Raw genomic sequence first — 15,724 nt, forward strand, 5'->3', positions numbered from 1 at the left:
GGCGTGCTTTTACCCGTTGTCCGTGGATCGGCGTGGTGTTGTCACGTTGCTGGCGGCACCGTGCTCGGAGGCAGAGACGAGGCGGACAGGGCTTTATCCGATCTCCGCCCCGCCGCAAAAACGGCAAAAGAGCCTCGGACCATCACCGCCCCACCCAACGATGCCAAAGAATTTCTTATTTTCGCGCTGTTTATAGAAAAACTTTCTCCCACCGGCTATGCGCCGAACCAAAAAAGTAAAAAATTATCATGGCAGCTATGGCATATTATCAATCGCAAGCATGGGCCGGCAGAACATCAAGTTGGCTCCGGTTATTTCCCGCCGATCACAAATCATCATCACTCACGATGATACTGCATAGGAAAGGGGGATCTCAGTTGTTGACTTCATTTCTTCCATCGCGAACATTGACGATACATCCTGAAGCTCGATCCGCTCGATCAGCTTCCGGTAGAATGCATCATATGCTTTGATGTCCGGAATGACCACACGCAGCAAATAGTCGATCTCACCGCTTAGACGGTAAAGGTCAACAACTTCAGGTATGCCGGCCACGACGTTCCGGAATTTCTCCAGCCACTCGGCGGAATGGTTGCTGGTGCGGACCGCCACGAAGACCGTCACATCCACATTCAGCCTTGCCCTGTCCAGCAACACGACCCGCTTGCGGATATACCCTTCCTGTTCAAGGCGTTGGATGCGGCGCCAGCAGGGGGTGGTGGACAGCCCCACCTGCTTGCCGAGATCGGCGAGCGAAAGGGCCGCATCGGATTGAAGGGCCGCCAGGATTTTGCGGTCGGTGGCATCGATGGTCATAGGGCACGCTCAGGGAAACGAATGATGGTGCGAAGGATTTTGTCAAATCTGCTCAGCTGAAGAAAAGATTTTCTTGATTGCCGATTTCGCGTGCATCCGCGTGCCCCGCAAAGGGCAGTGCGCATGATTTTTAAGCAGATTGCGACCTCTATCACAGGAAAGGCAGATCGATGACCGATCACATCGCAACAGAGAAAGCCCCGGCCGCCATCGGTCCCTATGTTCAGGCCCGCATCGCGGGCGGCCTGCTGTTCGTCTCCGGGCAGTTGCCGATCGACCCGGCCACCGGGAGCTTCGCCGGCACGGATGCGCCGGCCCAGGCCGGACAGAGCCTGACCAACATCGCGGCCATCGCCGACGCCGCCGGCACCAGCCTGGGCAAAGCGGTCAAGATGACCGTCTACGTCATCGATCTCAGCCAGTTCAAGGCGGTGAACGAGGTCTATGCCGGCTTCTTCCAGGCGCCCTTCCCTGCCCGCACGACCGTCGAAGTATCGGCCCTGCCCCTGGGCGCGTCGGTCGAGATCGACGCCATCATCGCTCTTTGAGGATGTCATGACCGCTTCCCCGCGGATCCTGTCCGCGCAGCCGGCCGCCCGGCCCTCGCTCCCCCCCGTCCGCCTCGATTTCACGCCTTTGCCCGAGTCCGGCCGAAGCGACTGGGTTCGGCAGGCGATCGGGTTGCTGGAGACCGAGGCGGCGCGGTCCCCCGACACACCCCTGCTGAAACTGGACGTCCCGGCGCTTGCCGGACTCGACATCTATCTGAAGGACGAGTCGACCCACCCCACCGGCAGCCTGAAGCATCGCGTCGCCCGGTCGCTGCTGCTGTTCGCCATCTGCAACGGCCGCATCGGAGACGGGACGCCGGTGATCGAGGCATCGTCGGGCTCCACCGCCGTTTCGGAGGCCTATTTCGCCCGGCTGCTCGGCCTGCCCTTCTATGCGGTGATGCCGCAGGGAACGTCGGCGGAGAAGATCGCCGCGATCGAACTCTATGGCGGCCACTGCCGGTTCGTAGAGAGTTCGCAGGCGATCTATGCCGAGGCCGCCGCCCTGGCGGCCCGGCTCGGCGGGGTCTATCTCGACCAGTTCACCTACGCGGAGCGGGCGACCGACTGGCGCGCCAACAACATCGCGCAGTCCATCTTCGACCAGATGCGCAACGAACACCATCCGGTGCCGGACTGGATCGTCATGAGCGCCGGCACCGGCGGCACCGCCGCCACCATCGGCCGCTACATCCGCTACCGCCACCTCGCCACGCGGCTGTGCGTGCCCGACGCAGAACATTCCGTCTTCTACGACAGCTTCACCAGCCGCAGCACCGCGGTGACCTGCGAGCGCGGATCGCGGATCGAGGGCATCGGCCGCCCGCGCGTCGAACCGTCCTTCATCCCCGAGGTGATCGACCAGATGATCAAGGTGCCGGATACCGCATCGCTGGCGGCGATGAGGGTGCTGTCGCGGCGCCTCGGCCGCAAGGTCGGCGGCTCCACCGGGACGAACTTCTTCGCGCTGTGCTGGATCGCCGGGCGGATGCGGGATGCCGGCCGCTCCGGGTCGCTGGTGACGCTGATCTGCGATTCCGGCGAACGCTACCGCAACACCTACCATGACGAATCCTGGATGCGGCAGGCCGGCTTCGACACCGCCGCGGTCGAGGAGAGAATCGAGCAGTTCCTTCAGGGCGGCGCGCCGCTCTGAACAAAAGAAAAAAATCGAGCTGTCGCCACCAAGAAAAGCAGCCGATACGAACAGGAGACTTCACCGATGGACGATTTTCGCAAGCTCTTGCGGGACGCGATGAAAAGCCGCGCCATGGTCTATGAGGCCGCCTTCGACGAGATGCGCAAGGAGATCGGCGACGGCAAGGCCAGGGAGATCATGGCGCGCACCATCTACCGCCGGGGTGCGGCGATAGCCCACAACTTCGCTCCCCATGCTCCCGCCGATCTGGCCGGCCTGAGGGACGCCTTCCTGAAATTCATCCCCGACGCCGAGGCCCAGTTCGGGCCGGAGGTCGTGCGCTGCACCGACGAGGTGCTGGAGATCCGCTTCCACACCTGCCCGCTGAAGGAGGCCTGGATGGAGGCGAAGCTGCCGGTGGAGACGGTGGAGACGCTGTGCGAACTCGCCGGATCGGTCGACAAGGGCACCTTCGAGACCGCCGGCTTCGACATCGAGGTCGACACCTGGAAGCCGGGCCGCAGCACCTGCTGCCACCTGACCATCACGCCGGGCCGGCCGGCGCCGGCCGCAGCACTTTGACCCCGGTCCCGTCGAAAGGGAGCAGCACCATGAAGACGCACTTCATCCTCGGCGCCGTCCTCGGCACCTTGCTGGCCGCCGGTTCCGCAACCGCAGCCGACCGCGAGATCGTCATCGGCTATCAGGCGCCGCTCAGCGGCGACCGCAGCCAATATGGCGAGATGTTCCGCAACGCGGCGCAGATCAAGCTGGAGGAGTTCAACAAGTCCGGCAAGCTGGCGGGCGCCACCGTCTCCATCGCCTTCGAGGACAGCAAGGACGATCCCAAGGAAGCGCGCAACATCGCCCGCAAGTTCCTGGACAATCCGAAGATCGTCGGGGTGATCGGCGATTTCTCCTCCACCGTCTCGATGGCGGCCGGCGAGATCTATGCCGCCGAGAAGATGCCGCAGCTGTCCCAGACCGCTTCCCATCCCGACTTCACCAAGATCAGCCCCTGGCAGTTCCGCAACATCACCACCCAGGCCTTCGAAGGCCCCTACAATGCCGACTGGATCCTGGCCGGCGGCCTGAAGTCGGCGGCGGTGATCTACATCCAGAACGACTGGGGCATCTCGGCGCTCGACGGCTTCGTCGCCGGTTTCAAGGCCAAGGGCGGCAAGATCGTCTCCACCGAAGCCTTCAACCCCGGCAACCGCGATTTCCGCTCCATCCTGACCAAGGTCGCGCGGCAGAAGCCGGACGTGATCTATCTCGCCATGTTCTATGAAGAGGGCGCGGCGCTGGCCCAGCAGCGCGAACAGCTGGGCATCGCCATCCCGCTCTACGGCACCAGCTCCCTCTATTCGCCCAAGCTGATCGAACTGGGCCGCGGATCGGTCGAGGGGCTGCATCTGGCGACCACCTTCACCCCGGACAATCCCGACCCGGCGGTGCGCAGCTTCGTGACGGAATACTCGGCGCGCTACAAGGCGGAACCAGGCATGTTCGCCGCCCAGGCCTACGACGCGGTCGGCATCATGCTCGACGCCGTGGCCAAGGCCGGCCCCGCGGTGACGCGCCAGAGCCTGCGCGACGCGCTGGCCTCCACCACCGCCTATCCCGGCGTCACCGGCGCCACCAGCTTCGATCCCGTCACCCGCGAACCGTCCAAGTCGCTGGCGCGGATGATGGTGAAGGACGGCAGGTTCCAGGTGGTGGCGGGTCCCTGAACGGTCCCGCGCCTGCCACCTCCGGGCATCACGCCCGATCCGTCCGACGGACGAAAGCCGCGGGGGCCAGTCCCGCCCAAGCCGGCGGGCATGCCCCCCGAAGCCTGGAGCTTGCCATGGTTTTCGACATCTTCTTTCTTCAGCAGGTCATCAACGGCCTGTCCATCGGCTGCGTCTATGCCCTGATGGCGATCGGCTTCACGCTGATCTTCGGTGTGCTCAACGTCGTCAACTTCGCCCATGGCGAGGTCTATACCGTCGGCGCCTTCGTCGGGCTGATGGTCATCACCGCCTTCGCCCCGCCGCTGCTGGCGGTGGTGCCGCTGGTCCTGGCCGCCGGCGCGCTGGCCGGGGTCGGGCTGGAGCGCATCGCCTTCCGCCCCTTCCGCCGCTTCAACGACGAGGCTAGTCAGAAATCCCGAGCCATGCGCGAAGCGACCCTGCTGTCCTCGCTGGCCGTGTCGATCGTGACGCGGGAGGTGATGATGCACCTGTTCGGCGGCGACATGCAGGGCATTCCGGCCGGCTATCTGCTGCAAAGGCCGGTCGCCATCGGTCCGGTGATGGTCGCCAGCGGCAGCCTGGTGATCTTCGCCACCTCCGCCGTGATGCTGGGCGCCCTGCAGTTCCTGCTCTACCGCACCCAGACCGGGCTGGGCATCCGGGCGGTTTCCAACAACCAGCTGGGCGCCCGCTATGTCGGCATCGACACCGACCGCACCATCGTCACCACCTTCGCCGTCGGATCGATGCTGGGGGCGACGGCGGGAATCCTGGTCGGGCTCTATGACGGCGCCATCTCGCCGCACATGGGATTCGCCCCCGGCGTCAAGGCCTTCGTCGCCATGGTGATGGGCGGGCTGTCCAGCATTCCGGGGGCGGTCGCCTGCGCGCTTCTGCTCGGCGTGTCGGAGAGCATCGCCACCGAATTCCTGTCGAGCGGCTGGAAGGATCTGATCACCTACAGCCTTCTGGTCATCACGCTGGTCTTCTTCCCGCAAGGATTGTTCGGACATGGACGTGAACGTGCCTGACGCCCGGCCGATGCCGGACACCGCGGCGCTGCCCGCCGCCGCATGGCGCGGCCGGCAGCATGGCTGGACCCTTCTTCTGCTGGTCGTCGCCTTCGGCGCCGTGCCGGCCGCCATCGCCGCGACGGGTTCCAGCTACCTCGCCCAGATCGCCATCACGGCGACGATCTTCGTCATCCTGTCGGCCAGCCTGAACCATGTCACCGGAACGGCCGGACTGCTGTCGATCGGACATGCCGCCTTCTACGGCATCGGCGCCTACGCCGCCGCGCTGCTGTCGACCAAGCTCGGCCTGCCCTTCATCGTCACCCTGCCGGCGGCCGGGCTGATCGCCGCGCTGTTCGGCCTTCTGGTCGCCCTGCCGACCATGAGGCTGGTCAGCATCTATTTCGCCGTCGCCACGCTCGGCATCGGCGAGATGATCTATGTGATCCTGCTGAACTGGGTGGATCTGACCCGCGGGCCGATGGGAATCCGCGGCATCCCGCCGGTCGAGCTGTTCGGCTGGCAGGCCGATACGCTGCTCAGCCGCTATCTGGTGGTGGCCGCGGTCGCCGTCGCCAGCCTGTGGGTGCTGCACCGGCTGACCCACTCCTACTACGGCAACGCGCTGCGGGCCCTGCGCGAGGACGACCAGTGCGCCGACAGCATGGGGGTCGACGTGGTGCGGCTGAAGATCGAATCCTTCGTCGTCGCCACCTTCTTCGCCGGCATCGCCGGAGCCCTGCTGGCCCACACCTCCGCCTATATCGCGCCGGACAATTTCCGCTTCATGGAATCGATCCTGATCCTGGCGATGGTCGTGGTCGGCGGGCTGGGCAGCCTGCCCGGCGCGGTCGTCGGCGCCCTGTTCATGATCGTCCTGCCGGAGGCGCTCCGCGGCATCGGCGATTACCGCATGATCGCCGTGGGGGTGACGATGTTCCTGTCCATCCTGCTGCTGCCGAAGGGCATGCTGACCGAAGGCGTCGCGCTCGGCTTCGTCCGCCGCGCCTTCGCCCGTGGCTGGGCCACCGTCGCCGGCGGCAAGCCGGTCGGCTGGAAGTGAGGCGGACCATGAGCGACACACTTCTGAACATCCAGGGGCTGACGCGGCGCTTCGGCGGCCTGCTGGCGGTCGGCGACGTCAGCGCCACCATCGCCGAGGGCGAACTGGTCGGGCTGATCGGCCCGAACGGCGCCGGCAAGACCACCCTGTTCAACCTGATCACCGGCTTCACGCCGCCGTCGGAAGGCAGCGTCACCTTCGCCGGGCGCGACATCACCGGGCACAAGCCCTGGCAGATCGCCCGCATGGGCATGGGCCGCACCTTCCAGAACCTGCGCGTCTTCCCGACCATGACGGTGTTCGACAACGTGTCGGTCGGTGCGGTGGGCCGTTCCGGTCAGTCGCCCTGGCAGGCCCTGGTCAATGGCGGCGCCCGCAGCCGCGCGGTCAGCGAGCGCAGCTGGGAGGCGCTCGAACGGGTCGGGCTGGCCGATCAGGCCGGGGAGATCGCCGCCAACCTCTCCTACGGCAAGCGCAAGTATCTGGAGATCGCCCGCGCGCTGGCGACCTCGCCCCGGCTGCTGATCCTCGACGAGCCGGCCGCCGGGCTGAACGACACCGAGACCGCCGAACTGGCGGCCTTCATCCGCCGCCTGCATGCCGGCGGCATCACCGTCCTGCTGGTCGAGCACGACATGGGGCTGGTGATGGGAAGCTGCAGCCGGGTCATCGTGCTGGCCTCGGGCCGCAAGATCGCCGACGGCACGCCCGACGAGGTCCAGCGCGACCCCGCCGTCCTCGAAGCCTATCTGGGAGTGGAAGACGATGCCGCCTGACGGAGTTCACGCCCCCGCCACGGCCCCCGCCCCTGCCACGGCCCCCGCCACCCACGCCGTCCGCCGCATCCTGGAGGTCCGCGACCTGACGGTGCGGATGGGGTCGCAGGAGATCCTGCGCGGCGTCTCTCTCGACGTCGCCGAGGGCGCCATCGTCGCGGTGCTCGGCGCCAACGGCGTCGGCAAGACCACGCTGATGCGGGCGCTGTCCGGCATCTACCGCAGCAGCGGCGGCGCCACCGTGTTCGACGGCCGCGACCTGACCGACAGCCCGAGCCACGAGGTGGTGCGGCGCGGGCTGGCCCAGGCGCCCGAAGGGCGGCAGATCTTCGGCACCATGACGGTTCGGGAAAACCTGCTGCTGGGCGGGCGGGCCCTGCGCCAAGACCGTGCCGCACGGATGGAGGAGATGCTGGACCTGTTTCCCCGCCTGCGCGAACGGCTGATCCAGAAGGCCGGGTCGCTGTCCGGCGGCGAACAGCAGATGCTGTGCATCGCCCGCGCCCTGATGTCGAAGCCGCGGCTTCTGCTGCTGGACGAGCCGTCGCTCGGACTGGCGCCGATGGTGGTGAAGCAGATCTTCGACCTGCTGACGCGGATCCGCGGCGAAGGCACCTCCATCCTGCTGGTGGAGCAGAATGCCCGCGCGGCGCTGCGCGTCGCCGATCATGCCTACGTGATGGAGGCCGGGCGGGTTACGCTGTCCGGCAATGCCGCTGACCTTGCGGCCGACCCGCGTGTCCGGGCGGCCTATCTCGGCGGCTGAAGAAGGAGCGGATCGATGACCCACACCGACGAAACCCCGCCCATCCCCGCAGCGCCCGCCCCGCCTTCACTCAACGCCATGCCGATCCTGGACCGGCGGCGCGTCGAGGCGGCCTTCGCCAAGGCGCTCTATGACCAGCTGGTGCCCGAGATCGGCCGGGAGCGGGCGCGGGCCGTCCTCGCACGCGCCATCGAGACGATGGCGCGCGAGGCCGGGGCCGCCATGGCGGCGGAAGACCGCGCAACCCGCGGCACCGCGGATCTCGCCACCTTCCGCGACCGGCTCGCCCTGTGGACCGCCGGCGACGCCCTGCGGCTGGAGGTGGTCGAAAGCGCGCCGGACCGGCTCGGCTTCAACGTCACCCGGTGCCGGTATGCGGAGAGCTACCGCGAGATGGGCGTGCAGGAGATCGGCGACATCCTGTCCTGCAACCGCGACGGCGAGTTCATGTGCGGCTACCTGCCGGATGCCCGCTTCACCCGGACCCGGACCATCATGCAGGGCGACAGCCACTGCGACTTCCGCTACAGCCTGCCCGGAAGCGGCAGCATGGAGAATCCGGAATGACCATTCCCGCGACTGTCCGCCTGGACCCGGCCGCCGAGGCGTTGGCTCCCGAAATGCGGCACTGGCGGCACCATCTGCACGCCCATCCCGAAACCGCCTTCGAGGAGCATGAGACCGCCGCCTTCGTCGCCGCCAAGCTGCGCGACTTCGGCCTGGAGGTGGCGACGGGGCTGGGCCGCACCGGCGTGGTCGGCACGCTGAAGGGGCGGCGTCCCGGCAACCGCGCCATCGCGCTGCGGGCCGACATGGACGCCCTGCACATCCAGGAGACGAACGCCTTCGCCCACCGCTCGGTCAATCCGGGCCGGATGCATGCCTGCGGCCATGACGGCCACACGACCATGCTGCTGGGAGCCGCGAAGATCCTGGCCGAGGATCCCGACTTCGCCGGAACGCTGCATGTCATCTTCCAGCCGGCGGAGGAGAATGAGGGCGGCGCACGCGAGATGATCGCCGACGGGCTGTTCGAGCGTTTCCCGGTGGAGGGCGTCTACGGCATGCACAACTGGCCGGGCCTGCCGCTGGGGCACATCGCGCTCCGTCCGGGGCCGATGATGGGCAGCTACGACATCTTCGAGGTGGCGATCCACGGCAAGGGCAGCCACGCCGCCATGCCCCACATGGGCAACGACCCCGTCACCGCCGCCGGCCATCTGCTGACCGCGCTCCAGACCATCCCCGGCCGCAGCCTGCATCCGCTGGACAGCGCGGTGGTGTCCCCGACCTGGATTTTCGGCGGCGACACCTGGAACGTCATCCCGTCCGACGTCACGCTGCGCGGCACCGTGCGCGCCTTCAAGGAGAGCGTGCAGGACGTGGTGGAGGCGCGTCTGAGGACATTGGCGGAACACACCGCCGCCTCCTTCGGCTGCAGCGCCAGCGTGCGCTACGAACGGCGCTATCCGGCGACCGTCAACAGCCCGGCGGAAACCGCCCTGTGCGCCGGGGTGGCCGCGGCCCTGGTCGGGGAGGAGAACATCGACCACGACCCCATGCCCTCGATGGGCGCCGAGGATTTCGCCTTCATGCTGAAGGAGCGGCCGGGCTGCTACATCTGGCTCGGCAACGGTCCGGCCGAGGGCGGCTGCCTGCTGCACAATCCGGCCTACGACTTCAACGATGCCAACCTCGCCATCGGCGCCAGCTATTGGGTGGCGTTGGCGAAGGCCCTGCTCCCGGCGGAGGCGGCGCAATGACCATGCTCCATCAGTCCATGCCCGACTCGCATTGGGCGGCGACCGCCGTGGCTGCACCGGACATCCGGCCGCTGGACGAGACCGTGCAGGCCGACGTCGCCATCGTCGGCGCGGGCGTGACCGGCCTTTCCACCGCGATCCATCTTGCCGAACAGGGGGTGCGCGCCGTCGTGCTGGAAGCGCAGGAACCCGGTTTCGGCGGGTCCGGCCGCAACAACGGCCAGATCATTCCGACCCTGTCCCGCCTGGACCCGGCGAACCTGACCTCCGCCTATGGGGAGGAGACGGGAACGGCGCTGGCCCGCATGGTCGGCGGGTCTGCCGAACTGGTCTTCGACCTGATCCGGCGCTACCAGATCCGCTGCGATGGGGTGCAGAAGGGCTGGATCCAGCCGGCCCACCGGCCCGGCCGCATGGCGGCGGTGGAGAAGCGGGTTGCGCAATGGCGGGCGCTGGGGGCGGAGGTCGATCTGCTCGACGCCGGCCAGACCGAACGGGCGCTGGGCACCGGCTTCTGGCATGGGGCGATGGTCGCACCCACCGGCGGCCATGTGAACCCGCTGTCGCTGGCCCGTGAACTGGCACGCGCCGCCATCGGCCTGGGTGTGCGGATCCACGGCGCCTCCCCCGTCACGGCGATCGACCGTGCCGGCGGCGGCTGGCGGCTGGCGACGCCGCAGGGAAGCGTGACCGCCGACCGCGTCGTGCTGGCGACCAACGCCTATACCGACGGTCTCTGGCCGGGCCTGCGGCGCTCCATCGTGCCGGTGCTGAATTTCCAGATGGTGACGGAGCCGCTGCCTGCCCGGCTGCGCGACAGCGTGCTTCCCTCGGACATGGCCTGCAGCGACACGCGCGGCGACCTGTATTTCTTCCGGTGGACCGCCGACAACCGGCTGGTTTCGGGCTGCACCCTGGTCCGTTCCGCCAACGCCGACTCTCGGGCACGAGAGCGGGTGCGCGAGCGCATCCGCCGGGTCTTCCCGCAGGCCGGCGATCCGGCGATCGCCCGGAACTGGAGCGGACATCTGGCGATGACCGCCGATTTCCGTCCCCATTTCCACGAACTGGCTCCCGGTGTGGTCGGGGCGGTGGGCTACAATGGCCGCGGCATGGCGCTCGGCACCGCGGTGGGGCGGGAACTGGCCCGCCAAGCCATCGGCGCCCGGCCGCGAGATCTGGCTCTGCCCTTCACGGCCGTGAAGCCGCTTCCCTTCCACGATCTGGTAAGCCGCTTCGCACGGCTCTACATGCTGCACCTGCGCCGGCTCGACCGGACTGGCTGAATGCACTGTAGGGCTGCACCGCGGCCGGGTGTCTCATCGAACCGTGCCGCGCCCCACGCCACTGGCAGCCGGTGCGCACCACGTAGAACAGGCCGTCCAGAAGATGGCGCATGCCCGTGCTGCGCGGTCGCCCTGCCGGTTTGGGTGGCGGGATCGGCGGTTCGATCAGACGGTACTGCTCATCGCTCAGGGCTTGGCCGGCGCCATAATCGCCAAACTTGGACAAGTGCACCCAGCAACCGCGGTCGGGGGTCCAGCGCCGAAACGCATCGACGAACCGGGCCTCCTTGGCCTCGGCCCTGTCCAGCGGCATCGACCAGTTGGACTCCGTCAATGGCGCCCCATCCCCCCTTATCGCCGCAGGCATAGGCACGGGCGAACCATGAACAGCCAAGCCGGGGAAGCAGCCTCTGAACCACCGGCCAGATCGAGACCGGAACATTTTCAGCGTCGATCAACACGGCAAGACGCGTGGGATCGCAACTCACCGAACTGGACTCGTCGGTGGGTGTGCGTCCAACACAACACATCGTGATATCCGGGTTGGCTGCAATGGACGCGGTCTCCCGTCCCTATCGGTCTCAAGAGGATGACGGCAAGGATAGCGGGGCTGACGATGGCCGCAAGCTTGCCGTGATCCTGCGGCCTCTCGCCCCATCCGGCAATCGGCAACACCCGCACGGGTTCGATATCGAAAGGGAAGTCTCACGCCCGGATGCGGGAGAGGCGCGCGGCGGCCCGTCGCGGAGATCCGCGATATCACACGCAACAACGCGCCCCCGGTCCAGCCAGGACCGGACCAGCCTGTATCAGCGAATCACCGCCAGGATCATCGCCGAACTGAAGGCCGGCCGAATGCGGTCGCCACTCGCCGCGCAAGTTCTACTTTTGCGCCCGCTTCTCCGGGCAATGCAATCGCTTTCGTGCGTCAACCTCAGGCTGGTTCGCGAAAAACGAGCGCAATTTATGTTGATTCCCGGAAGCGCCCTCGGTTATCAAGGTAGCAGAAAGTTTCCGAGGACTCGTAACTTTTTCATCTGTTGAGGAACATGCACGCTCCGGTCCGCCACGCGGCGGGACCACAGCTTATTGGCTGCCGTCCGCGAGCGGCACCATTCGCCGACGCAAGCATGGTCTCGAGATGAAATCCAGGGAATGAGGCATGCCACGTCTGGTGGAAGACAGCGTGATTCCGGATACCGGACTGTCATGCCTGACCCTCATGCTACGCCTCATGGGCCATCCCGCCGATCCGGAGCAGCTCCGCCATGATCAGGCTGCCCGCGGCCGGGCGATGGAGACGCTTGACATCCTGCGCGCGGCGAAGCGATTCGGCCTGAAGGCGCGATCCGTCACCACCCGCTGGGAACGGCTGGCCGCCACGCCGCTGCCGGCGATCGCCAGACGGCGCGACGGCCGTTACTTCATCATCGCCAAGATCGACGGCGACCGCGCGCTGATCCAGGACCCGCTGGAATCGAAGCCGCTGGCGCTGCCGCGCGCGGTGGTCGAGCCGGCATGGTCGGGCGAACTGGTGCTGATGGCGCGCCGCGCCGGCCTGGATCTGGCGCAGGTGCGCTTCGGCATCGGCTGGTTCGTGCCGGCCCTGCTGAAATACCGGCACCTGTTTTCGGAAATCCTGATCGCCTCCTTCATGTTGCAGGTGTTCGGGCTGATCAGTCCGCTGTTCTTCCAGGTCGTCGTCGACAAGGTGCTGGCCCACCGCAGCCTGACCACGCTGGACATCCTGACCATCGGGCTGGTGGTGGTGTCGCTGTTCGAGACGGTGCTGGGCGGGTTGCGCAGCTATCTGTTCTCGCACACCACCAGCCGGGTCGACGTGACTCTGGGCGCTCGGCTGTTCGACCATCTGCTGGCGCTGCCGCTGCCCTATTTCCAGGCGCGCCGGGTCGGCGACAACGTGGCGCGGGTGCGCGAACTGGACCGCATCCGCGATTTCCTGACCGGATCGGCGCTGACGCTGGTCATCGATCTGGTCTTCACCGTCGTCTTCCTGGCGGTGATGTGGTGGTACAGCCCGGCGCTGACCGGCATCGTGCTGGCGTCGCTGCCGGTCTATGCCGCGATCAGCCTTGCCGTCACCCCGATCCTGCGGCGGCGGCTGGAGGCGAAATTCGCCCTGGGGGCGGAGAACCAGGCCTTCCTGGTCGAGAGCATTTCCGGCATCGAAACGCTGAAGGCGATGGCGGTGGAACCGGAGATGCGCCGCCATTGGGAGGAGAAGCTGGCCGCCTATGTCGGCGCCGCCTTCCGCGCGTCCAGCCTGGGCGTGGTCGCCGGCCAGGCCGTCCAGCTCGTCAGCAAGCTGACCCTGGCGGCCCTGCTCTATGTCGGCGCGCAGGAGGTGATCGCCGGCGCGCTGACCATCGGCGCGCTGGTGGCGGTGAACATGCTGGCGGGCCGGGTGTCGTCGCCGGTGCTGCGGCTGGCGCAGCTGTGGAACGACTTCCAGCAGGCGCGCGTCTCGGTCGAGAGGCTGGCCGACATCCTCAACACCACGCCGGAACCGGCGGCGAAACCCGGCCGCCTGCCGCTGCCCGCCATCCGCGGCCGCATCCGCTTCGACCGGGTGGGATTCCGCTATCGCCCCGACGCCTCCCCGACGCTCCAGGGCATCGACCTGACGGTGGAGGCGGGGGAGACGGTCGGCATCGTCGGCTCGTCCGGCTCGGGAAAGAGCACGCTGACCAAGCTGGTGCAGCGGCTCTATGTGCCGGAGACCGGCCGCGTTCTGATCGACGACGTGGACCTGTCGCTGGTGGACGTGGCGTGGCTGCGGCGCCAGATCGGCGTCGTCCTGCAGGAGAACGTGCTGTTCAACCGCTCCATCCGCGACAACATCGCGCTGGCCGATCCCGGCATGCCGATGGAGCGGATCGTCGAGGCGGCGCGGCTGGCCGGGGCGGACCGCTTCATCCTGGGCCTGCCCGAAGGCTACGACACGGTGATCGGCGAGCGTGGCGCCAGCCTGTCGGGCGGACAGCGCCAGCGCGTCGCCATCGCCCGCGCGCTGGCCACCGACCCGCGCATCCTGATCTTCGACGAGGCGACCAGCGCGCTCGACGTCGAGAGCGAGGCGGCGATCCAGGCCAACATGCGCCGCATCTGCGACAACCGCACGGTTCTGATCGTCGCCCACCGCCTGTCCACCGTGCGCGGCTGCGACCGCATCGTCACGGTGGAAGAGGGGCGGATCGCCGAACAGGGCACCCATGACGACCTGATCCGGCTCGGCGGGCGCTATGCGGCGCTGTGGCGGATGCAGGCGGGCAGACAGGCGGAGGCCGATCATGGCGTCGCTTGAGACCGCGACCGAACCCGTGGCGGCGACGCAGGATGCGCCGGCCGCTACCGCCGCCGCACCGCCGCCAAACCCGCCGCCGCCAAACCCGCCCCTGCCGCCCCGCGTCCGTCCCCGCCGCGGGCACGAGCTGGAGTTCCTGCCGGCGGCGCTGGAGGCGATGGACACGCCGCCCTCGCCGTTCGCCAGGGCGGTGTCGCTGCTGATCGTCGCCTTCGCCGTCGTCGCCGTCACCTGGGCCTGGATCGGCCACATCGACATCACCGCCGTCACCCGCGGGCGCATCATCCCCAGCGACCGCAACAAGCTGGTGCAGACGCTGGAGCCGGGCATCGTCCGCGCCATCCGCGTCACCGAAGGGCAGCAGGTGGAACAGGGCGCGGTCCTGCTGGAACTCGACCCCACCGACAGCGCCGCCGACGCCGGGCGCGCCGAATGGGAGCTGGCGGTGGCGGAGACCGAGGCGGCCCGCCTGCGCGCCGCCCTGGCCGGCCGGCGCGGCTTCGACCCGCCGCCCGCCGCCGACGCCGCGCTGGTGGCGCTGCAGCGCTCGATCCTCGCCAACCAGCTGACAGCCCGCGACGCCGCGCTCGACGCCATCGGCAGCCAGGAGCGCCAGCGCCGGGCGGAGATCGCGGCGCTGGCCGCGGAGAAGGCACGGCTGGCTGCCACCCTGCCGCTGATCCGTGAGCAGGTGCAGGCCAAACGGAACCTGTCCCAGCGCGGCTACAGCCCGCGCTTCGACCTGCTGGAGCTGGAGAAGGAGCTTGCCGAGGTCGAGTATGGCGCCGTCGCCGCGAAGAACCGCGAGGCCGAGGCCGAGGCGGCGCTGAAGGGGCTGGGCGACGAGCGGCGGCGGGTGATCGCGGAGTTCGACGGCAGGGCGATGACCGACCTCGCCGATGCCGAGAACCGCGCCGCCGCCCTGCGTCAGGAACTGACCAAGGCGGCGCGGCGGCGGGAGCGCCAGCTTCTGACCGCGCCGGTCGGCGGGGTGATCCAGCAGCTCTCCGTCCACACGGTCGGCGGGGTGGTCACGGCGGCGGAACCGCTGATGGTGATCGTCCCGGCCAACCGCACCCTGGTCGTCGAGGTGCAGGTGGAAAACAAGGACATCGGCTTCCTCCACCCCGGCATGCCGGCGGAAATCAAGGTCGATGCCTTTCCCTTCACCCGCTACGGGCTGCTGCCCGGCACGGTCGCGGCGGTTTCGCACGACGTGATCCTGCCGCCGGACGGGGCGGCGGCACGCACCGGGGCGGCCGAACCGGTGGCGGCGGCCGACCGCGACGGCCCGAAATTCTCGGCGCGCATCGCGCTGGACCGCACCGTCATCCGCGGCGAGACCGGCGAGGACATCGCGCTGGCTCCCGGCATGGCGGTGACGGCGGAGGTGAAGACCGGCCGCCGCCGCATCCTCGACTACCTGCTTTCCCCGGTGCTCGCCCACGTCCACGACGCGATGCGCGAGCGCTGAGTCCCGAACCTTTCCCG

General features: G+C 68.1%; 16 protein-coding genes. 14 read left to right on the top strand and 2 right to left on the bottom strand.

Features of this window, described 5'->3' with window-relative positions:
- Positions 1–3 precede the first annotated feature (3 nt).
- Complete coding sequence (locus AZOLI_RS32790) at positions 4–351, top strand: hypothetical protein (RefSeq protein WP_162488451.1); 348 nt, start codon at positions 4–6, stop codon at positions 349–351.
- On the opposite strand, the gene AZOLI_RS26820 is transcribed toward AZOLI_RS32790, so the two are convergent.
- Positions 343–810, bottom strand: coding sequence for an Lrp/AsnC family transcriptional regulator (locus AZOLI_RS26820; RefSeq protein WP_044553425.1), 468 nt, complete (start codon positions 808–810; stop codon positions 343–345). The genes AZOLI_RS32790 and AZOLI_RS26820 overlap by 9 nt on opposite strands.
- A gap of 176 nt (positions 811–986) precedes the next feature.
- On the opposite strand from AZOLI_RS26820, the gene AZOLI_RS26825 reads away from it, so the two are divergent.
- The 11 genes from AZOLI_RS26825 (at position 987) to AZOLI_RS26875 (ending at position 10,908) form a co-directional block, all read left to right on the top strand.
- Positions 987–1,364, top strand: a complete 378-nt coding sequence (locus tag AZOLI_RS26825) for a Rid family detoxifying hydrolase (protein ID WP_014189797.1) — start codon at positions 987–989, stop codon at positions 1,362–1,364.
- Between the two features lie 7 nt (positions 1,365–1,371).
- Positions 1,372–2,523 carry a PLP-dependent cysteine synthase family protein gene (locus AZOLI_RS26830; RefSeq protein WP_014189798.1) on the top strand — a complete coding sequence of 384 codons (1,152 nt, stop codon included), beginning with the start codon at positions 1,372–1,374 and terminating at the stop codon, positions 2,521–2,523.
- Positions 2,524–2,589: 66 nt separating this feature from the next.
- The gene (locus tag AZOLI_RS26835) at positions 2,590–3,087 is read left to right on the top strand and encodes an L-2-amino-thiazoline-4-carboxylic acid hydrolase (RefSeq protein ID WP_014189799.1); all 498 of its coding nucleotides are present in this window, start codon (positions 2,590–2,592) and stop codon (positions 3,085–3,087) included.
- 29 nt (positions 3,088–3,116) lie between these two features.
- On the top strand, positions 3,117–4,238 hold the full coding sequence (locus AZOLI_RS26840; protein ID WP_014189800.1) for an ABC transporter substrate-binding protein: 1,122 nt from the start codon (positions 3,117–3,119) through the stop codon (positions 4,236–4,238).
- Between the two features lie 116 nt (positions 4,239–4,354).
- Positions 4,355–5,272 carry a branched-chain amino acid ABC transporter permease gene (locus AZOLI_RS26845; RefSeq protein WP_014189801.1) on the top strand — a complete coding sequence of 306 codons (918 nt, stop codon included), beginning with the start codon at positions 4,355–4,357 and terminating at the stop codon, positions 5,270–5,272.
- Entirely contained in the window at positions 5,253–6,317 is a 1,065-nt protein-coding gene (locus AZOLI_RS26850; RefSeq protein WP_014189802.1) for a branched-chain amino acid ABC transporter permease, read from the top strand. Before AZOLI_RS26845 ends, AZOLI_RS26850 begins: the two co-directional genes overlap by 20 nt.
- A gap of 8 nt (positions 6,318–6,325) precedes the next feature.
- Complete coding sequence (locus tag AZOLI_RS26855) at positions 6,326–7,093, top strand: ABC transporter ATP-binding protein (protein WP_014189803.1); 768 nt, start codon at positions 6,326–6,328, stop codon at positions 7,091–7,093.
- Positions 7,083–7,859: an ABC transporter ATP-binding protein gene (locus AZOLI_RS26860; protein ID WP_014189804.1), complete on the top strand. Its 777-nt coding sequence runs from the start codon at positions 7,083–7,085 to the stop codon at positions 7,857–7,859. Before AZOLI_RS26855 ends, AZOLI_RS26860 begins: the two co-directional genes overlap by 11 nt.
- Before the next feature lie 15 nt (positions 7,860–7,874).
- Entirely contained in the window at positions 7,875–8,426 is a 552-nt protein-coding gene (locus tag AZOLI_RS26865; RefSeq protein WP_014189805.1) for an L-2-amino-thiazoline-4-carboxylic acid hydrolase, read from the top strand.
- On the top strand, positions 8,423–9,622 hold the full coding sequence (locus AZOLI_RS26870) for a M20 aminoacylase family protein (RefSeq protein WP_014189806.1): 1,200 nt from the start codon (positions 8,423–8,425) through the stop codon (positions 9,620–9,622). The genes AZOLI_RS26865 and AZOLI_RS26870 overlap by 4 nt, the downstream gene beginning before the upstream one ends.
- A complete protein-coding gene (locus AZOLI_RS26875) occupies positions 9,619–10,908 on the top strand; it encodes an NAD(P)/FAD-dependent oxidoreductase (protein ID WP_014189807.1) in 1,290 nt (429 codons plus the stop codon). Before AZOLI_RS26870 ends, AZOLI_RS26875 begins: the two co-directional genes overlap by 4 nt.
- On the opposite strand, the gene AZOLI_RS33875 is transcribed toward AZOLI_RS26875, so the two are convergent.
- Positions 10,814–11,350 carry a transposase gene (locus AZOLI_RS33875; RefSeq protein ID WP_429725914.1) on the bottom strand — a complete coding sequence of 179 codons (537 nt, stop codon included), beginning with the start codon at positions 11,348–11,350 and terminating at the stop codon, positions 10,814–10,816. The genes AZOLI_RS26875 and AZOLI_RS33875 overlap by 95 nt on opposite strands.
- Before the next feature lie 720 nt (positions 11,351–12,070).
- Here AZOLI_RS33875 and AZOLI_RS26880 point away from each other — a divergent pair.
- Both AZOLI_RS26880 and AZOLI_RS26885 read left to right on the top strand, forming a co-directional pair.
- Positions 12,071–14,233: a type I secretion system permease/ATPase gene (locus AZOLI_RS26880; protein WP_014189809.1), complete on the top strand. Its 2,163-nt coding sequence runs from the start codon at positions 12,071–12,073 to the stop codon at positions 14,231–14,233.
- Positions 14,220–15,707, top strand: coding sequence for an HlyD family type I secretion periplasmic adaptor subunit (locus AZOLI_RS26885; protein ID WP_014189810.1), 1,488 nt, complete (start codon positions 14,220–14,222; stop codon positions 15,705–15,707). Before AZOLI_RS26880 ends, AZOLI_RS26885 begins: the two co-directional genes overlap by 14 nt.
- Positions 15,708–15,724 lie beyond the last annotated feature (17 nt).

It is taken from the genome of Azospirillum lipoferum 4B, from assembly GCF_000283655.1.
In the GTDB taxonomy this organism is placed as follows: Bacteria; Pseudomonadota; Alphaproteobacteria; order Azospirillales; family Azospirillaceae; genus Azospirillum; species Azospirillum lipoferum_C.

Coding starts and splice junctions, on each gene's coding strand:
- AZOLI_RS26875 (WP_014189807.1), top strand. CDS start 9,619: ATGACCATGCTCCATCAGTCCATGCCCGACTCGCATTGGGCGGCGACC.
- AZOLI_RS26850 (WP_014189802.1), top strand. CDS start 5,253: ATGGACGTGAACGTGCCTGACGCCCGGCCGATGCCGGACACCGCGGCG.
- AZOLI_RS26880 (WP_014189809.1), top strand. CDS start 12,071: ATGCCACGTCTGGTGGAAGACAGCGTGATTCCGGATACCGGACTGTCA.
- AZOLI_RS26830 (WP_014189798.1), top strand. CDS start 1,372: ATGACCGCTTCCCCGCGGATCCTGTCCGCGCAGCCGGCCGCCCGGCCC.
- AZOLI_RS26825 (WP_014189797.1), top strand. CDS start 987: ATGACCGATCACATCGCAACAGAGAAAGCCCCGGCCGCCATCGGTCCC.
- AZOLI_RS26840 (WP_014189800.1), top strand. CDS start 3,117: ATGAAGACGCACTTCATCCTCGGCGCCGTCCTCGGCACCTTGCTGGCC.
- AZOLI_RS26860 (WP_014189804.1), top strand. CDS start 7,083: ATGCCGCCTGACGGAGTTCACGCCCCCGCCACGGCCCCCGCCCCTGCC.
- AZOLI_RS26855 (WP_014189803.1), top strand. CDS start 6,326: ATGAGCGACACACTTCTGAACATCCAGGGGCTGACGCGGCGCTTCGGC.
- AZOLI_RS26865 (WP_014189805.1), top strand. CDS start 7,875: ATGACCCACACCGACGAAACCCCGCCCATCCCCGCAGCGCCCGCCCCG.
- AZOLI_RS26870 (WP_014189806.1), top strand. CDS start 8,423: ATGACCATTCCCGCGACTGTCCGCCTGGACCCGGCCGCCGAGGCGTTG.
- AZOLI_RS26845 (WP_014189801.1), top strand. CDS start 4,355: ATGGTTTTCGACATCTTCTTTCTTCAGCAGGTCATCAACGGCCTGTCC.
- AZOLI_RS33875 (WP_429725914.1), bottom strand. CDS start 11,350: ATGTTCCGGTCTCGATCTGGCCGGTGGTTCAGAGGCTGCTTCCCCGGC.
- AZOLI_RS26885 (WP_014189810.1), top strand. CDS start 14,220: ATGGCGTCGCTTGAGACCGCGACCGAACCCGTGGCGGCGACGCAGGAT.
- AZOLI_RS26835 (WP_014189799.1), top strand. CDS start 2,590: ATGGACGATTTTCGCAAGCTCTTGCGGGACGCGATGAAAAGCCGCGCC.